This window comes from Paeniglutamicibacter sp. NPDC012692 (assembly GCF_042901625.1).
GTDB lineage: Bacteria > Actinomycetota > Actinomycetes > Actinomycetales > Micrococcaceae > Paeniglutamicibacter.
This window is the reverse complement of sequence record NZ_JBIBDE010000006.1, coordinates 18,599-34,005: the sequence shown is the minus strand read 5'-3', so window position 1 is coordinate 34,005 and position 15,407 is coordinate 18,599. Positions and strand designations below refer to the sequence as shown.

13 protein-coding genes are annotated in these 15,407 nt (G+C 67.2%); 7 read left to right on the top strand and 6 right to left on the bottom strand.

Annotated elements, in window-relative coordinates; genetic code table 11:
• Positions 1–15: 15 nt before the first annotated feature.
• The 5 genes from hutI to ACFY5D_RS17925 all read right to left on the bottom strand — a co-directional run bounded on the left by hutI (position 16) and on the right by ACFY5D_RS17925 (position 6,392).
• Complete coding sequence (gene hutI / locus ACFY5D_RS17945; RefSeq protein WP_387532992.1) at positions 16–1,215, bottom strand: imidazolonepropionase; 1,200 nt, start codon at positions 1,213–1,215, stop codon at positions 16–18.
• Complete coding sequence (locus tag ACFY5D_RS17940; RefSeq protein WP_387532990.1) at positions 1,212–2,471, bottom strand: formimidoylglutamate deiminase; 1,260 nt, start codon at positions 2,469–2,471, stop codon at positions 1,212–1,214. Before ACFY5D_RS17940 ends, hutI begins: the two co-directional genes overlap by 4 nt.
• Positions 2,468–3,739, bottom strand: a complete 1,272-nt coding sequence (locus ACFY5D_RS17935) for an allantoate amidohydrolase (protein ID WP_387532987.1) — start codon at positions 3,737–3,739, stop codon at positions 2,468–2,470. Before ACFY5D_RS17935 ends, ACFY5D_RS17940 begins: the two co-directional genes overlap by 4 nt.
• Before the next feature lie 175 nt (positions 3,740–3,914).
• Positions 3,915–5,594, bottom strand: coding sequence for a urocanate hydratase (gene hutU / locus ACFY5D_RS17930; protein ID WP_387532985.1), 1,680 nt, complete (start codon positions 5,592–5,594; stop codon positions 3,915–3,917).
• A gap of 51 nt (positions 5,595–5,645) precedes the next feature.
• Positions 5,646–6,392, bottom strand: coding sequence for an IclR family transcriptional regulator (locus tag ACFY5D_RS17925; protein ID WP_387532982.1), 747 nt, complete (start codon positions 6,390–6,392; stop codon positions 5,646–5,648).
• A gap of 208 nt (positions 6,393–6,600) precedes the next feature.
• Between ACFY5D_RS17925 and hutH the strand changes: the two genes are divergently transcribed.
• From hutH to ACFY5D_RS17895, 6 genes are all read left to right on the top strand, one after another.
• Positions 6,601–8,184 carry a histidine ammonia-lyase gene (hutH, locus tag ACFY5D_RS17920; RefSeq protein ID WP_387532979.1) on the top strand — a complete coding sequence of 528 codons (1,584 nt, stop codon included), beginning with the start codon at positions 6,601–6,603 and terminating at the stop codon, positions 8,182–8,184.
• A 33-nt stretch (positions 8,185–8,217) separates the two neighbouring features.
• The gene (locus ACFY5D_RS17915; RefSeq protein ID WP_387532976.1) at positions 8,218–8,841 is read left to right on the top strand and encodes a HutD family protein; all 624 of its coding nucleotides are present in this window, start codon (positions 8,218–8,220) and stop codon (positions 8,839–8,841) included.
• A gap of 97 nt (positions 8,842–8,938) precedes the next feature.
• Positions 8,939–9,604: a LysE family translocator gene (locus ACFY5D_RS17910; RefSeq protein ID WP_387532973.1), complete on the top strand. Its 666-nt coding sequence runs from the start codon at positions 8,939–8,941 to the stop codon at positions 9,602–9,604.
• Positions 9,605–9,779: 175 nt separating this feature from the next.
• On the top strand, positions 9,780–10,442 hold the full coding sequence (locus ACFY5D_RS17905) for a LysE family translocator (protein ID WP_387532970.1): 663 nt from the start codon (positions 9,780–9,782) through the stop codon (positions 10,440–10,442).
• A 9-nt stretch (positions 10,443–10,451) separates the two neighbouring features.
• Entirely contained in the window at positions 10,452–11,057 is a 606-nt protein-coding gene (locus tag ACFY5D_RS17900; RefSeq protein WP_387532967.1) for a HutD family protein, read from the top strand.
• Positions 11,058–11,136: 79 nt separating this feature from the next.
• Positions 11,137–11,610: a hypothetical protein gene (locus ACFY5D_RS17895; RefSeq protein ID WP_387532964.1), complete on the top strand. Its 474-nt coding sequence runs from the start codon at positions 11,137–11,139 to the stop codon at positions 11,608–11,610.
• A gap of 1,123 nt (positions 11,611–12,733) precedes the next feature.
• Here the strand turns inward: ACFY5D_RS17895 and ACFY5D_RS17890 are convergent.
• A complete protein-coding gene (locus ACFY5D_RS17890; RefSeq protein WP_387532962.1) occupies positions 12,734–13,624 on the bottom strand; it encodes a hypothetical protein in 891 nt (296 codons plus the stop codon).
• Here ACFY5D_RS17890 and ACFY5D_RS17885 point away from each other — a divergent pair.
• Positions 13,551–15,275 (top strand): biotin carboxylase, encoded by a 1,725-nt coding sequence (locus ACFY5D_RS17885; RefSeq protein WP_387532960.1) that lies wholly within the window; start codon positions 13,551–13,553, stop codon positions 15,273–15,275. The two genes, ACFY5D_RS17890 and ACFY5D_RS17885, sit on opposite strands and share 74 nt — an antisense overlap.
• Positions 15,276–15,407: the final 132 nt, after the last annotated feature.

The following is a 15,407-nucleotide window of genomic DNA, read 5'->3' as shown; positions in this document are numbered from 1 at the left end:
GACACGAAGCAGTGACTAAAGTTTCCCGGCCACCAGGATCCCCGCCCGGAAGACGGGACCGGTGAGATTCATGCCCGGTCGGTACGCCAGGTGCGCAACGCTCGGCGCGTTCAGCAACTGGATGTCTGCCCGCTTGCCGACCTCGAGCGACCCCACCTTGGCCTCCACTCCCAAGGCCAGGGCTCCCCCGTAGGTGGCCGCGGTGATGGCTTCTTCGATGCTCAGGTGCATCTGCAATACGGCTGTGGCCACACAAAACGCCATCGACGAGGTGTACGAGGTGCCGGGGTTGCAGTTGGAGGCAAGGGCGATCTGCACGCCGGCGTCGATCAGCTCCCTGCCCGGTGCCAGCGGCTGGCGGGTGGACAGGTCGCAGGCCGGAAGACAGGTGGCAACGGTCCCCGCAATACCGGTGCGGGTTGCCGCATCCCAGTTCTTCCAGGAACCGGCGAGCGCCGTCACATCCGCGTCATCGAGGTAGTTCACGTGGTCGACGCTCTTGGCCCCGAATTCGACGGCCAGCTGCGTTCCCGGGCCCGGGCCCAGCTGGTTGCCGTGGACCCGCAGCCCCAGCCCGGCCTTGGCGCAGGCCTCGAGCACCTGGCGGGACTGGGCCTCGTTGAAGGCGCCGCGTTCACAGAAGACGTCGGCGAACTGCACGTAGGGAGCCACGCGTTCAAGCATTTCCCCGCAGACCAGGTCCGTGTACTCCTGTGCGTCCATCCCGGCGGGAACCAGGTGCGCGCCCAGGAACGTCACCTGGTCGGCCACGGTGGAGGCGATGCGGGCGTGGCGCGCCTCCTCCTCCACGCTGAGTCCGTAGCCGGTCTTGGTCTCCAGGTAGGTGGTGCCGCCGGCAAGGGCCTCTGCCGCCCTGCCCATGACCAGTCGGGTGAGGTCGTAGTCGCTGGCGGCGGTGGTGGCGGCCGTGGTGACGGCGATGCCGCCGGCAGCGTAGTCCTGTCCCGCCATGCGGGCGACGAACTCCTGGCTGCGGTCCCCGGCGAAGACCAGGTGCGTGTGCGAGTCGACCCAGCCCGGCAGCGCGGCCCGGTGGCCGGCGTCGACCACGGTGTCCGCTTCCGGGGCGTCGGCGAGCGGGCCGATCCAGGCGATGGTCTCACCCTCGACGAGGATTGCCGCGTCGCGGATGACCGACTGCGCAGCGTCGGCGGTGAAGACCTCGGACAGGTTGGTGATCAGCGTGGTGCTCATGAAAACTCCGGGTGGGTGTCGAAGAAGGCTGCGTACAGTGCTGCGGGATCGCCCAGCCGGGTGTGGATGCCGCTGACGGCCACCAGTTCCCCGTTGATGTGGACCTCGGCGATGTCCGCTGCGGTGGCGGTGAGCGAGAGCTGGGCGGGCCGGGATCCGGCGGTGCGGACCGAGTCGATGGCCACGACGATGTGGTCGTCGTTTTCCGGCAGGCCCAGCGAGCGCAGTCCGGCCTCGCGGGCGGCCGCGGAAATCTCCGTGGGCGAGAAGCGACCCCGCTGTCCGCTGCGCAGGCGCTCCCCGTGCTCCAGGGCGCGCTGCTCGAGGTAGGGGTCGAGCACCGCGTGCTGGTCGCTGCCCAGGCAGATGCTGGCACCCGCGTCGGCCAGCTCGCGGGCCGGGCCGATCCCGTCGCCCAGGTCGGCCTCCGTGGTGGGGCACATGACGATGCCGGCATTGCCGCCGCCCAGCGCCGCGATGTCGGCCTCGCTCAGGTGCGTGGCGTGCACCGCCGAGAGCCGCGCGTCAACCAGTCCGGAGCGTTCCAGCAACCCGGTGGGACTCAGCCCGTAGGCGTTGCGGCAGGCGTGGTTTTCCGCCGGCTGCTCGGAGAGGTGCACGTGCAGCGGCAGCGTGGGATCCAGCCGGGAGGCAATGAGTTCGAGGTCGGCCGGGGCCAGCGCGCGCACCGAGTGGATCGCGGCCCCCAGGGTGAGCAGGCCCGCCCCGGCGTCGAGTTCCTTGAACGCGATTGCCAGGCGGCCGTGGCGTTCGAGCCAGCCGGCGGCGGTGCCGTCGCTGAAGCGTTGCTGGGTCTCATCCAGCGGCAGCACCGAACCGTCGGCGGCCAACCCGCCCTGCAGGTAGCAGGTGTCCAGCAGGACCAGCCGGATGCCGGCGGCCAGCGCGGCTCGGCCCAGGGCGAGCTCCATGGCGTGCGGCTCCGTGTCGGATCCCTCCGCCCCGTAGGGCGTGCCGTCGTTTTGGTGGTGCAGGTAGTGGAACTCCCCCACGGCGCTGTACCCGGTGGCCACCATCTCCGCGAAGACCGCGGTGGCCAGTTGCTGGTACCCGGCGGGGGTCAGCGAGTGGGCCGCGGCGTACATGTGCTCGCGCCAGGTCCAGAAGGTGCCTGCTCCCCCGTCTGCCCCCTCGTGGGTGCGTCCGCGCAGGATCCGGTGGAAGGCGTGGGAATGCGCGTTGACGGGTGCGGAGACCCGGACGGTGTTGGCGGCGGCGCCGGATGAACAGCTCACAGCAGGTCCTCCAGGACGTCGGCGAGGGCGGCGACACCGGCATCGGCGTCGTCGTTTTCCACGTATTCCTCCGGCGAGTGGCTGATGCCGGAGGGGTTGCGCACGTAGATCATGCCGGAGGGCACCTCTGCGGCCAGCACGCCGGCGTCGTGCCCGGCGCCGGTGGGCAGCAGCGGGGCTCCGGGGATGAGCCGGTGCACGGACTGCTCCAGCGCGCGGGTCAGCGCCGGGTCGAAGTTCACGGTGCCGGAGAGGGATTCCTCGGTGAGCGTCACCGAGCAGCCCTCGAACGCGGCGATTTTCTGGGCCTGCCCGTGGATCTTCTCCACCAGCATGGCGGTGACGGCGTCGTCCGGGTGGCGCACGTCCAGCCAGAGGTCCACCCGGGAGGCGATCACGTTGGTGCCTCCGGGAACGGGTTCGAGCCGCCCGACCGTGGCCCGGGCGTCGGCCTGGGCACGCGCGACCTCGCGGACCTTGACGACCAGCTGGGCCGCGGCGACCATCGGGTCCGCCCGGTCGATCATCAGCGTGGTGCCCGCGTGGTTGCCCTGGCCGCTGAAGCTCAGCCGCCAGCGCCCGTGCCCCAGGATGGAGCTGCCGATCGCCACGGCCGGCCCGCGGCCCGCGGCGTCGGTGAATTCCTCGGCGTTCAGCCCGCGCCCCTGCTCCACGTGCAGCTCGATGAAGTCGCCGATCAGCGCCAGCGTCGCCTCGTCCCGGCCCATGAGCGCCGGGTCCAGCCCGTTGGCCGCGGCGACGTCGGCAAAGGTGTTCCCGGAGCCGTCGCGCAGGTTCAGCGCCTTGGCCGGGTCGATCGCACCGGTGAGCAGGCGCGAGCCCAGGCAGGCCACGCCGAAGCGCGAGCCCTCTTCCTCCGGGAACACGGTGAGCGCCAGCGCCCGGTTGCGTTGCAGCTCGCCGCCGGCCTCGCGTGCCGCGAGCACGTCGAAGGCGGCCAGCGCGCTGGCCACGCCCAGCGGCCCGTCGAAGGCGCCGCCTCCCGGGACCGAGTCCAGGTGGGAGCCGGTGACCAGGGCGCCGCGGCGGGATACCGCGTCCTTGGCGGAACCCGGCAGGTCCCACCAGGCCCAGATGATGCCGTTGGCGTCGGTGGAGACCTCGAGCCCGCGGGCCCGGGCCTCGGCGACGAACCATTCGCGCAGCGTGATTTCCGCCGGCGAGTACACGGGGCGCGAGTATCCGCCGCGCTTGGCGTCCCGCCCCTCGTCGCTGATCGCTGCCATCAGGGAATTTACTGTGCTCACTGGCTGGTCGTCTCTTTCGTCTCTCACGCGCCGGTCTTCGACGGGCGCGGGGTGTTCTTCGGCGGGCTGGCGGATGCAACGACGTGCGGGCGTGGCCGTTGCTGCGCCCGCACGTCGTTGCTGCCGGGCCGTCTTGCCCGGCGGTGGTGTTCGGCTTGCTTCTCGCTGCCCGATGTTACTCGGACATCGGGATGCGCACGCCGCGCTCGTGCGCGACCTCGATGGCGCGCTCGTAGCCGGCGTCCACGTGGCGGATCACGCCCATGCCCGGGTCGTTGGTCAGCAGCGCCTCGAGCTTGGCGGCGGCCAGCTCGGTGCCGTCGGCCAGGGATACCTGTCCGGCGTGGATGGAACGGCCGATGCCGACGCCGCCGCCGTGGTGGATCGAGACCCAGGTGGCGCCGGAGCTGGTGGCGGTCAGGGCGTTGAGCAGCGGCCAGTCGGCGATGGCGTCCGAGCCATCCTTCATGGATTCGGTCTCGCGGTACGGGGAGGCCACCGAGCCCGAGTCGAGGTGGTCGCGGCCGATCACGATCGGCGCGGAGACCTTGCCCTCGGCAACCAGCTTGTTGAACAGCACGCCGGCCTTGGCGCGGTCGCCGTAGCCCAGCCAGCAGATGCGGGCCGGCAGGCCCTCGAACTCGACGTGCTCCTGGGCGGCGTCGAGCCAGCGGTGCAGGTGCTCGTTCTCCGGGAAGAGCTCCTTGAGCGCCTCGTCGGTGACGCGGATGTCCTCCGGGTCGCCGGAGAGCGCCACCCAGCGGAACGGGCCGAGGCCCTCGCAGAAGAGCGGGCGGATGTAGGCCGGGACGAAGCCCGGGAATTCGAACGCGCGGTCGTAGCCGCCCTGGCGGGCCTCGTCGCGGATGGAGTTGCCGTAGTCGAAGACCTCGGCGCCGATGTCCTGGAAGCCGACCATCGCCTCGACGTGGCGGGCCATGGAGACCTGGGCCTTCTTGGTGAAGCCCACCGGATCGGCCTGGGCCTCGGCGTCCCACTGTTCCAGCGTGTATTCGACCGGCAGGTAGCTCAGCGGGTCGTGCGCGGAAGTCTGGTCGGTGACGATGTCGATGGCGACCTCGCCGGCCTTCTGGCGGCGCAGCAGTTCCGGGAAGACCTCTGCGGCGTTGCCCACGTAGCCGACCGAGAGCGCGCGGCCCTCGTTCTTCGCGGCGGTGACCTTGGCGATTGCCGCATCCAGGTCCAGTTCCACGTCGTCCAGGTAGCGCTTGCCCAGACGGCGGCGCAGGCGGTCCTCGGAGACGTCGACGATCAGGCAGGCGCCGCCGTTCAGGGTGACGGCCAGCGGCTGGGCGCCGCCCATGCCGCCGCAGCCGCCGGTCAGCGTCAGGGTGCCGGCGAGCGTGCCGTTGAAGCGCTTCACGCCGATCGCGGCGAAGGTCTCATAGGTGCCCTGCAGGATGCCCTGGGTGCCGATGTAGATCCAGGAACCGGCCGTCATCTGGCCGTACATCATCAGGCCCTCGGCCTCCAGCTTGCGGAACTCGGGCCAGGTGGCCCAATCGCCGACCAGGTTGGAGTTGGCGATCAGCACGCGCGGCGCCCACTTGTTGGTGCGGAAGACACCGACCGGCTTGCCCGACTGGATCAGCAGGGTCTCGTCCTCTTCCAGGTCCGTCAGCGTCTTGATGATCGCATCGTAGGCCTCCCACGAGCGGGCCGCACGTCCGGTGCCGCCGTAGACAACCAGGTCCTCGGGGCGCTCGGCGACCTCCGGGTCGAGGTTGTTCATCAGCATGCGCAGCGGGGCCTCGGTGGCCCATGACTTTGCGGTCAACGTGGTGCCGCGCGGGGCTCGGATGACGCGAGTGGGATCGTGCTGGGTGAAGCTCATGGATCTGTTCTCCTGGTCCTGGTGTTGCTGGATGGGTGCTTGTCTTGCTGCTTACTGGTGGTTGGTGAGTGCCGGTTGCTGCTCGCCGGGTGTTGCCGTTTGGTTCGCGGAAGGGTTCGCCGCGTCGGCCCCGAAGAGCGCGCGTGCCTCGGCGGCAACCAGCCCTCCGATGCGCGCGATCCCCTCGGGGGTCATGCGGTAGCTCGGAGCCACCACCGAGATGGCGGCCACCGGGCCGGTGTGGTCGATGGCGCCGGGCGCGCCCGGCTGCCGGAGCGGGGCGGCGATGGCCGTGACGTCTTCCTCGACGCCGCGATCGGAAACCGCGTAGCCGCTTTCGGGGGTCTGCCCTGCAAAGACCACGCCGAGGCTGGATCCCTCCAGCGGCACGCTGCGGCCCACCCACGAGGCGTGGCGCACCGAGTGGGTGCCCTCCGCGATGGCCAGGTAGACCGCATGGTCGTTTCCGGTGCCGTGGTGTCCGCGCACCGAAAGGTAGGCCGACTCCCCCGTGGCATCCACCAGGCGCTGCAAGGCCGGTGCCGCCAAGTGGATCAAGGACTCGTGGCTCAGCGCCTGCGCGCCGAGCTGGACCAGCCGGAGGCCGGGGCGGTATTCGCCGTCCTCGTCCTTGCGGACAAATCCGCTGTTTTCCAGGGTGCGCAGCAGGCGCAACGCCGTTGAAGCGGAAAGTTCCGTCTCACGGGCGACCCCGGCCAGGGAGACCGCACCGGCGTCACATACTGCTCCCAAGAGTTGCAGTGCACGTTCCACGGTCCTGGTCGCTGGTTCAGCCACGGGGATATCCTCCACTAAAGATGTTTCTGGGTGTACTTGTTCGCGAGTGCTTTTTGCACCTTTGAACCAATCCGCACCGGCCGAGGGGTTGCCCCGAACCGGCTTATGCGTTTCACTTATTGAAACGCTAATTTCACCCATTGGCAAGAGCGGGGCAAATTTTGACTCGCACAAAACCACAGGTACCTGAACTCAAGAAGGAAAGCACATGAACGCCAGCATCACCCTCTCCACCGGTGCAGTCACCGTCTCGACCGGCGCATTGCTTCCGCGCGAAGTCGTCAACGTCGCCCGCCACCTCGCCCCGGTCGAGCTCTCCGCCGAATCGCTGGCCGCCATGGAGGAATCCCGCGCCGTCATCGACGCCCTGGTTACCGACACCGTCCCGCACTACGGCGTCTCCACCGGGTTCGGCGCCCTGGCCACCAAGCAGATCCCGATCGAGCTGCGCGCCCAGCTGCAGCGTTCGCTGATCCGCTCGCACGCGGCCTCCTCCGGCGCCGAGGTTTCCCGCGAGGTCATCCGCGGCCTGATGCTCAACCGCCTTTCCACCATGGCCACCGGCCGCACCGGCGTGCGCCCTGTCGTTGCCAGGACCTACGCCGCGCTGCTGAACGCACAGATCACCCCAGTCGTGGGCGAGTACGGCTCGCTGGGCTGCTCCGGCGACCTGGCCCCGCTCTCGCACTGCGCCCTGGCCGTCATGGGCGAGGGCAAGGTCCGCAACGCCGCCGGCGAACTCGTCGACGCCGCCGAGGCCCTTGCCGCGGCCGGCATCGAGCCCGTCGTGCTGGCCGAAAAGGAAGGACTGGCGCTGATCAACGGCACCGACGGCATGCTCGGCATGCTGCTGATGGCCGCGTCCGACCTGCGCGATCTGATCAGCATCGCCGACCTTTCCGCCGCGATGAGCGTCGAGGGCCTGCTGGGCACCGACGATGTCTTCGCCCCCGACCTGCACGCACTGCGCCCGCACCCGGGCCAGATCGACTCCGCGGCCAACATGCGCACCGTGCTCGCCGGCTCCGCACTGCTGGCCGAACAGAAGGCCGGGGCGCACAAGTTCACCCGCGTGCAGGACGCCTATTCCCTCCGTTGCGCCCCGCAGGTGCACGGCGCGGTGCGTGCCACGCTTGCCCACGCCGAAAACGTCGCCTCCATCGAGCTGGCCTCGGCCATCGACAACCCGGTCGTCACCCCCGACGGCCGCGTCGAATCCAACGGCAACTTCCACGGCGCCCCGATGGGTTACGTGCTGGACTTCCTGGCCATCGCGGTCGCCGACCTCGCCTCCATCTCCGAGCGCCGCACCGACCGTTTCCTGGACACCGCCCGCAGCCACGGCCTGAACGCCTTCCTGGCCGACGACCCGGGAGTCGACTCCGGGCACATGATCGCCCAGTACACGGCCGCTGGCATCGTTTCCGAGCTCAAGCGTCTGGCCGTCCCGGCCTCCGTGGATTCCATCCCGTCCTCCGCCATGCAGGAAGACCACGTCTCCATGGGCTGGCACGCAGGCCTCAAGCTGCGCAAGGCCATCGACGGGCTGGCCCGCGTGCTGGCCATCGAGCTGCTCACCAGCGCCCGGGCCCTGGACATGCGTGACGGCGGCCTGGCGTCCACCAAGTCCTCGCCCGTCATCACCTCGGTGCGCGAAGCAATCCGCACTAAGGTTGAGGGTCCGGGAACCGACCGTTTCATCTCCCCCGAGATCGAGTCCGTGTTCGAGCTGGTCACCGACGGTTCGCTGCTGGCGGCCGCAAACTCGGTGCTCGCGGCCCCGCTGGCCTAGCCTCCTCCGCAAACCAACGAAGGACCACCCCCAATGGATGCCTCACAGCACCTGCCCCTGCACCCCGGCGCCGTCATCGCCTATTCCGGGATCAGTCCCGCACCCTGGCGCAACGGCGGCGGGGTGACCCGGCAGATCGCCTCGGGGAAGTTGGACGTCGCCGGGTCCCTTGAATCCGTACCCGGCGACGATTGGGACTGGCGGCTGAGCATTGCCGATGTGGAAAGCGAGGGGCCCTTCTCGTCATTCGCCGGCATGACCCGGATCCTGACCATCCTCGAGGGCGAAGGTCTGGCGATCACCATCGACGGGGTCGCGCGGCGGCTGGGCAGGTACACACCGCTGCGCTTCGACGGCGGAGCCACCACCAGTGCCACGCTGCCCGCCGGGCCGATCAGGGACTTCAACCTGATCACCCGCACCGGAACGGTCTACGGACAGGTAGACCTCGTCGAACTGTCGCCGGAGCACCCGCGGAAGCTTGCCGCGGGCCAGCTTGGCGTCCTGCTTCAGGGCCGGGCGCGGTTGCAGGATGGCGATGCCGGCGAGCGCTCCTTGGAGCGCTACGACACCGTCGTGGGCGGCGGGGAACCGTCTCCCGCCATCAGCGGCAGCGGACTCTTGGCCGTGGTCTCCCTGGAGCCAGGCAGCGCATAGCGGCATCCGTCCTTCCATCAATCCGGCTCATGGCTGCTCTCATTGGACCGGGCCCCCGCTTTTCGCGGACGTGCCACCGGCACGGATAATGGGAGGCATGCCGTTTTCCGCCCTTCTTGGTTTCGCCGGGCTCTCGCTGGTCATTGTTCTTGCACCCGGTCCCGACACGTTTCTGCTGCTTCGCTACGCCCTGAACCGTCCCCGCAACGGCGTCGCGGCCGCGCTGGGCATGATGGTTTCGATCATGCTCTGGGCGGCCCTTGCCGGACTTGGCGTGGCCGCCTTGCTGCAGACGTACCCGGCCATCCACCAGGGAATCGCCGTTGTCGGCGGCTTGTACCTGCTCTACCTGGGGCTCGGTTCCTTCGTCAAGGCACGGTTCCTGGCCGGGGCCACCGCTGCGACGGCACGAACCACCAGCAGGTCCATCACCGCCGCGGGCACCACGGAATTCACGCTCATGCAGTCGGTCCGCGCGGGGGCGCTCTCCTCGGCCTTGAACCCCAAGCTCGGCCTGCTGTTTCTGGCCCTGATGCCACCGTTCATTCCCGCCGGCTCCAACATGCTGGTTTCCGCGTTGACACTCGGCGCCGTGTTCGCGGTGATCGGCTTCGCCTACTTCATGGTCCTGACCTTCATCGCGGCCCGGGCCATGGCCTGGTTCAAGAGTCCGGCGGTCAGCATCTGGCTGGAGCGCGTGTCCTCCGCCGCACTGGCCGTCATGGGTGCCGTGGTGCTCGTCGGGGCATTCGTTTCCCACTAGGATCCCCCATCAGGCAGGCCGCCGGCGTTCCGCGACCACTGCGGATCCCATATCCCGTCCCCGGACCGGGACAAAGGACAGGAAGCGGGATCGCCCAAGATCGCGGTTTCACAAGTGCTTCCCGAAAAACTCTGCGAATGTCTTTAGAGCAGTGCATGCCCTAATAATGGTTGACATGCCGATCTCCACCCTTCTTGGTTTCGCCGGTATTGCGCTCGTTGTTGTTCTTACGCCGGGTCCCGATACCTTTCTGCTGCTTCGCTACGCCCTCAACCGACCGCGCAACGGCGTGGCAGCCGCCGCTGGCATGATGGTCTCGATCATGGGCTGGGCGGCACTGGCCGGCATCGGTGTCGCGGCGTTGCTGAAGACCTACCCGGCGATCCACCGGGGCATCGCGGTTGTCGGCGGACTGTACCTGCTGTACCTCGGACTTGGAACCCTGATCAAGGCCCGATTCCTGGCCGGCGCTTCCGCCGCCACGGCCCGGACCGCCACGCGCTCCATTGCCTCCGGCACCGGGGAATTCACGATCCCGCAATCGTTCCGGGCCGGCATGCTGTCCTCGGCGCTGAACCCCAAGCTCGGCTTGCTGTTCCTGGCCCTGATGCCGCCCTTCATCCCGGCCGGTTCCAACCTGTTGACCTCTGCGCTGCTGCTCGGTCTGGTGTACACCGTGATTGGCTTCGCCTACCTCATGGCCCTCACATTCGTCGCCGCCCGTGCCGTGGCCTGGTTCAAAAGCCCGACCGTCGGCATCTGGCTGGAACGAATCTCCTCCGGCGCGCTGGCCATCATGGGCGTCGTGGTGCTCATCGGCGCGTGCATTTCCAACTAAGCTCGTCACATGAATAATCCCACGCTGGCAACCGGCGCGATCATTCCCCTTGCAAACGCGCCCAAGAAGATGTGGGGGCAAGCCCAAGGCCAGGTCCGCGATATCGCCGCGGGCAACCTCGACGCCGACGGCACACTGGTTCCCGCAACTTCCGAGGACTGGGACTGGCGCTTGAGCGTCGCTTCCATCGAGAAGGCAGGCGATTTCACGCCGTATGACGGGTTCGACCGGACGTTGACGGTGATCGCCGGCGAATTGCTCGAGCTCAGCATCGACGGAAGCAAGCAGGCCGTGGAGCTATTCCGCCCGTTGAAGTTCCATGGCGGCAGCGCCACCAGCGCGGCCCTGCCCACCGGTGAGGTGCTGGCCTTGAACTTGATCACCCGCACCGGCGCCGTGCGCGGCAACGTCCGGATCGTCGAACTTTCGAGGAAGCGCGAGCAGCACCTCTTCGGCTCACAGTTCGGAGTCTTGCTCCAGGGCAAGGCCGTGGTCATCCAGGCCGAATCCGAACGCGCGGTTGAACTGCGCGACACCGTCGTTGGCGGCGAGGACGATTCGCCGCGCATCAGCGGCCGCGGGTTCATGGCTGTTGTTTCCCTCGACCTGCCCTGATATTTCCTGCGGGAACCCGAGCGCACCCACCGCTGTCCGCACTCGCCGGGGAGCCGCAGTCCAGCCGGGATTGCGTGGTTTGGCTCGCTCGACCCGAAAGGCCAACTCGGCGTTTTTCCTCTTTCCTAACTCCTGCGACGACTGCGCCAATTTCGGCGGAGGGCCGGTCTTGGCCGAGTTTCGCGGTCGCCTCGTTTTTGATGATCAGTTGGTTGCCCAGGACGTCCTTCGTCCGGCCGGAGATGAAGCGTTCGCGCCCGCCTTGGCGTGTTCGGATCCGGATTCATTCAGGTTGCCCGGCGACCAGACCTGCCTACCAGCCGCGACCGGGGAAACGGTTGAACCGGCCGACTTTTCGGTCGGTTCAACCGTGCTGTTCATCTACGCGCTGATAGTGCGTCAAGATCGCGTCGAACCACCGGAGTGGTCGCTTGTCGCCGGGGCAAAAGGATGCACTCGGGAATCGTGCGAGTTCCGCGACCTTTCGGCGGACTATGCGGACATCGGATTCCGCGTCAACGGGCACTCAAGCCAAAACACCGAATGCCGGTGAGAGGCCGCAGTTCGTTTGCAGGATTCTCGCTCGCTGCCGCTGGGCCTGCCGATGTTCAGGTTCGAAGGTGACCTGCTCCATGTGCGAAGCACCCTCGTCGTCAGGAACGGCACGATCACGCACGCATACATAGGCATCACCGAGGCGGCGTCACACCCACGGATGCTCCTCGTGCAGCTCCAAGTCGGCCACCGCTCCTCAAATCTAGTGCGGCGGCAAAGCATCGCCCGTGCCCGCCCCGCTTCAGGGCATCGTCCGGCCTCCCGCCAGCGATCGCTTCCGTGAAATCGCCCGAAGCGCCGTAGCACCGACCTTGCCAGGAGCACGCCTTTGCGCGAGTCAGTTCCCCGCGGGGATTCCCATGGCATGAAACCCGTATTTTATGCAATAGTTTCCGACCCGTTGCTCAGACACGGCACCGGCGGCTTCACGCCCCGTTCCGGACTCTTCTTCTGCCAGTTTTGAACCCGTTTTGGTCCGGTTCGGCTACCACGCGCTTTTTTCAAAATGCCTGTCATACTCCGCAACCGCGGGTCACCTACCAGTGTTGCGCATGTAACAATCGAAAATTTCCGGAGTCGCCGCAGACAACACTGGGCTCTTGCATGCATGGCAGATGAAACACCCCGACTCCGAATGAGTACCGGACCAAAAATGGGCGCAAACCCCTTGTGAACCACATTTTCGCTTGTCCCATAAGGGTGCCTGAAAACCGTGTGTTTTCCGGTTTCATCCGGCCCCATTCCCGGATGCAACCTCCCTGTCGGGAACCGAGGTCGGTGTTGTATACAGTCAATCGCTTTACGCCAATAGTGAGATGCACGACACGGCCATTTGGCGTACACGCGCTGTTCACTGAATCACACTATGTTGGCGGAACTTGATGATGGAAACGTCGAACTCGAACCAGTCGATCTGTGGCACCCGCTGCGGATGGCATTCGGGGGAGGTTGGCCTTCACCTGGTTGCCGTACTTCCGGTGCATCCGTCCAGAAACGGAAGGCACCGCCGTTCGGCAGTTCGGAATTGCCTGCCTCCGCAAGATTCGGTGTTCTCCCAATGGAAGGAGTATGACATTGACCGCACGTGCGAACAAAGCCACTAAAAAGATCGGCCAGCCGAGTCAGATTACAAAGAATGTGGCTAAATCCACGGCTTCCAAGAACACGGTTGAGGGAGGCTCGACCTCGGCAAAAACCGCAGCGGCCTCCGCGACGGTGTCCGCATCCTCCCGTGAAATTAACGAAGTAGCGGCCAAGGAAGTAACGACGAAACCCGCCGTGACGGCACCAACAGCAGCAAAGACATCAATTTCGGCAAACAAGGCCACGATTTCTTCCTCGACCCAAGCCCCGGCCGCGAAACCCGCGGCGAAGGCAACGGACACCGCAACCAAGACAGGCATGTCAGCCACTATGACCACGACGGAAAAGCCGGCCACTGCATCCACAGCCGCAACCTCTCCCTCGATCCAAGCCAGCGCCGCGAAACCCGCAGCCAAGACTGGCACTGCAACCACTGCGACCGCGACGACATCCGCAACGGTAAAGACGGCCGCCGCATCTAATACCACGGCCCAGGCCTCCGCCGCGAAGACCCCGGTGAAGGCCACCGAGCCCACGACGAAAACAGCTGCAGCAGCAACCACGTCCACTTCGGAAAAGCCGACCACTGCGAAGCCGGCCACCGTTTCCATCAAGCCGACCGCGGCTACCCCGGCCCAGGCTCCCGCCGCGAAGATCCCGGCGAAAGCAACAGACACCGCAACCAAGACGGGCGCAACAGCGACTGCGTCCACCACTGACAAGCCTGCAGCTGCCAAGCCGGCCATCGTTGCCACCAAGCCGACCGCGGCTACCACCACCCCTTCCCAATCCGCCCCGGCTACGGTAGCGAAACCGGCAGTGAAAACCGCTGACGTCGCGCCCAAGACGGCGACCGTGCAAAAGCCTGCCGCATCGGCGGAAAAGCCGGCTTCGGTTTCGACCCCAACCGCCCAGGCACCGGCGGCCAAGGCCGCGACCAAGCCTGCAGCGGTAGCCAAGACAGGCGTCGCAGCCACCGCCTCACCGGCTGAAAAGCGTGTCGCCGATGAGCCGACGCCGCGCGCCACCCCGACCGGCCCCGAAGCACCCGAGGCAACCATCGGCACCGATGCGGCCTTCGCATCGACGGCACCGGCGATCACCTACCCGCAGGAGCTGCGCAACATCTCCGAGGTCCGCCACTTCTTCCGCACCAACGACGTGCCGATCTTCTTCATCGGCGCAACCCCGTTCAACCTGCTGGGGCTGGACCGCTGGGTGCGGAACTTCACCTACATCAGCTACTACAACGCCTGGGACGGGGCCCACCCGCGGGTCTTCACCCCCGCGCACAAGCCGTACCGCGAATTCGAATCGGGCGAGGAGATCAACAACTGGCTGTTGCTCAACGCCGAGGTCCGGGCCCGCATGGCCAGGGGCCTGCGCCCGGGCATTCGGCCGAAGGTCGCCATGGTCTTCTTCAACGAGGAAACCGAGCAGATCTGCAACGAGCTGGGATACGACCTGATCCTGCCGTCGGCCGAGCTGCGCCACCGGCTGGATTCCAAGATCATCACCACCCAGCTCGGCAACGAGGCCGGCGCGCCTTCCGTGCCGAACGTCCTGACCAAGGGAAGCGACTGGAAGACCCTGCGCAAGGAGGTCGACAAGGCCGGGCTCGGGGACGAACTGGTGATCCAGACCCCCTACGGGGATTCGGGCAAGACCACGTTCTTCATTGCCAACGAGGCCGAGTGGGACAAGCACGCCGCGGAGATCGTCGGCCAGGAGATCAAGGTCATGCGCCGGATCAACAACCTGGCCGTGGCCGTCGAGGCCGTGCTGACGCGCTCGGGCACCGTGGTGGGCCCGTTCCTCGCCGAGCTGGCCGGCCACCAGGACCTCACCCCGTACCCGGGTGGCTGGTGCGGCAATGAAATGCACCCAGACGTCCTCACCGCCTCGCAGCGAGCCCGCGCCATGGACCTGGTCCAGCGCATGGGCGACCGTTTGGTCGTGGAGGGCTACCGCGGCTTCTTCGAGGTCGACGTGCTCGTGGACCTGGACACCGACGAGGTCTACCTGGGCGAACTGAACCCGCGCATTTCCGGGGCCAGCGCCATCACCAACGTGACCGCCGGAGCCTACGCCGACGTTCCGCTGTTCCTCTTCCACCTGCTCGAATACATGGACGTGGACTTCGACCTGGACGTCAACGAGATCAACGAGCGCTGGGAGGCGCTCTCGGGCGCCGACGTGTGGAGCCACATGATCATCAAGGAAACCTCGGACCGGGTCGAGCTGCTCACCGCCACCCCGGCCACCGGCCTGTACTACCTGGACGCCAACGGCGCCCTGGTCTTCAGCGGGGCCGCCCTGGACTGGCACCTGCTGCAGAACGAGTCGGAGGCGTTCTTCCTGCGCGTCTACGGTCCCGGCGACTACCGCTGGAAGGGTGCCGACCTGGGCATCCTGATCACCAAGGGCCGGCTGCAGATCGACCGGAACGGGACCTCGCAGCTGAGCATCAGGGCCAAGCACTTCATCGACTGCATCAGGGCCGGGTTCGTCGGTCTGCCTTTGGATGGGGCGGTGACGGCCGACTATGCCGTGGGTGCCGGGGTTAAAACCCCGGGGTAGGGCCCGGAGCAAACAACGCCGCAAGACTGCGGCAATGAACAGGCTGCATGCTAGCAGCAACGAAAGCGCCGTGGCGGTGCAGCAGCGCAATGCTGCACCGCTGTGGCCACGGAACGGAGCGTTAGTGGACGG